The organism is Halovulum dunhuangense (assembly GCF_013093415.1).
GTDB lineage: Bacteria > Pseudomonadota > Alphaproteobacteria > Rhodobacterales > Rhodobacteraceae > Halovulum > Halovulum dunhuangense.
In genome coordinates, this window is the sequence record NZ_JABFBC010000018.1 from 1 (window position 1) to 2185 (window position 2185).

Consider the following 2185-nt stretch of genomic DNA (forward strand, 5'->3'; position numbering starts at 1 on the left):
AGCATCGTGTCGCCGCCGACAGCCGTGGCGCGGAAGGCGAAGGCGCCGGTCTGGTTGACCGTGCCGCCCGTGACCTGGGCGCCGGCAGTCTTGGCAACCGGGAGCGGCTCGCCGGTAATCATCGACTCGTCGATCCAGCTCTCGCCCTCGATCACCTCGCCGTCGACCGGTACCCGTTCGCCGGGGCGAACTTCGACGATGTCGCCGGGGGCGACGTCCGACACGTCGATCTCGACGAGGCCTGCACCGCGCCGCACGCGGGCGGTCTTGGCCTGCAACCCCACGAGCCGCTTGATCGCCTCGGACGTGCGGCCCTTTGCCCGCGCCTCGAGCACGCGGCCCAGCAGGATCAGCGTCACGATGACCGCGGCGGCTTCGTAATAGACGTTAACCGTACCCGCCGGCAGCAGGCCCGGCGCGAATGTCGCAACCAGCGAATAGGCATAGGCGGCAAGCGTGCCGACGGCGACCAGGCTGTTCATGTCGGGCGCGGCGCGCAGCAGCGCCGGCATGCCCTTCTGGTAGAAGCGCATGCCGGGGAAGGCGAGCACCAGCGTTGTCAGCACGAACTGGATCAGCCAGCTGGCCGTCATGCCGATGGTCGAGGCGATCAGGTGGTGCACGCCGGGGATGACGTGGCTGCCCAGCTCCAGCAGGAAGACCGGCAGGGTCAGGCCCGCGGCAATCCCGAGGTCGCGCCGCAGGATGCGGTGTTCCTGCTCCTTCTTCGCCTCGGCCTCTGCATTGGCAGCAGCGCCGCCGTCGACGGGCCGGGCGGTGTAACCGACCTCGGCGACCGCGGCGACGAGGGTGGCGGGATCCGCCGCACCTTTCACCGTCGCGCGCTCGGTGGCGAGGTTCACGGTCGCCTCGCTGACGCCGGGCACGGCGCGCAGCGCGCGCTCGACGCGACCGACGCAGGAGGCGCAGGTCATCCCCTCGATGGCGAGTTCGATGGTCGCGGCGGTGACGGTGTAGCCGGCATCCTCGATGGCCCGGATCAGTTCAGCGCGGTCGACGGGCCCGGCAAGGCGGACGTCCGCGCGCTCGGTGGCGAGGTTGACGCTGGCATCGAGAACACCGGGAACGGCGTTCAGGGCACGCTCGACGCGGCCCACGCAGGAGGCACAGGTCATACCTTCGATCGGAAGGGAGACGGTCTCCCGGGTGAAACTGGCTGGCGCATTCATGGCTGATTCCCTTCGGATTAGCGGTGATGCGCAAGGAAATGAGGTCTCCCATGTTGGGAGGGTCAACAGCCTTTTTTCCGATTTCTTGTTAGGGCCCGTGATGGTCTCGCGCGCGCGTGTTCTCATACCCACGACACACGGGAACATGATTTTCGACCGCCAGGAAAAATCTGCAGATACGCACTTGACCCTCCCAGCATGGGAACGCCCAGTTGTTTGTTTGCCAATCAAACAAAGGAGGCAAACATGCAATTCTACATCGAAAACATGACCTGCTTCGGGTGCGCACGGAGCGTGACCAAGGCGATCCAGTCGGTCGACAAGGCCGCGGTGATCAAGGCCGATCCCGAAAACCGCAAGATCGAGGTCGAAACCTCGGCCGCGCGCGCCGAGATCGAGGCCGTTCTCGCCGAGGCGGGCTATCCCGCTGCCCGCGAAGCCGCTTAACGGTGAACGGCCATGTCCCGCATTTCCATCGCGTTCCTGGGAACGGCTTCGGCAGCCGCCGTGGCTCTTGCCTTGATCCAGGTGCAAGTGGCTGCGAACGGCCCTGCCGCGGCTGAACCGATCGCCCACTCCGTTCACGAGGTTGCTCCGTCTGGCGCACTTCATGGCGGACACTGACCCCGCTCCTGCAGAGCCGCCCTCGCGAGGGCGGCTCCCGCTGCGCGGTCTCCGGAAGGGGCGGCCAATCGCACCCCAGACACCCGCGAAAGTGATACCGGCTGAAATGGACTCCCGAGCCACTGGTCGCTATGTTCTTGTCATGTTCGCTCGTGCCGTCACATGGCTGCAAGTGCTCGCTGTCGCCCTCTTGACGACAGTAGCGCCGTGGCATGCCTCCAGCATGAGTCCGGAGGCGAACCATGCGTTTCATGCCGAGATGATGATTCACGTGGAGGCAGGCGATGCCCATGGCTGCGCAGGTGAGGCTGCGTGCGGTGAGGCAGATGCCGGACTTTGCGTTTTCGTCTGCGCGGGGCTGACAGTTTTCG

General features: G+C 66.1%; 2 protein-coding genes and 1 pseudogene. 2 read left to right on the top strand and 1 reads right to left on the bottom strand.

Going from position 1 to position 2185, the window contains the following annotated elements; genetic code table 11:
* Positions 1-1190 (bottom strand): heavy metal translocating P-type ATPase (locus tag HMH01_RS17680; RefSeq protein WP_171327117.1); only part of this gene is annotated, 1190 nt, incomplete at its 3' end.
* Positions 1191-1436: 246 nt separating this feature from the next.
* Between HMH01_RS17680 and HMH01_RS17685 the strand changes: the two genes are divergently transcribed.
* Complete coding sequence (locus HMH01_RS17685; RefSeq protein ID WP_171327118.1) at positions 1437-1637, top strand: heavy-metal-associated domain-containing protein; 201 nt, start codon at positions 1437-1439, stop codon at positions 1635-1637.
* Positions 1638-1956: 319 nt separating this feature from the next.
* A pseudogene (locus HMH01_RS17775) lies at positions 1957-2185 on the top strand (hypothetical protein); the annotation flags it as partial.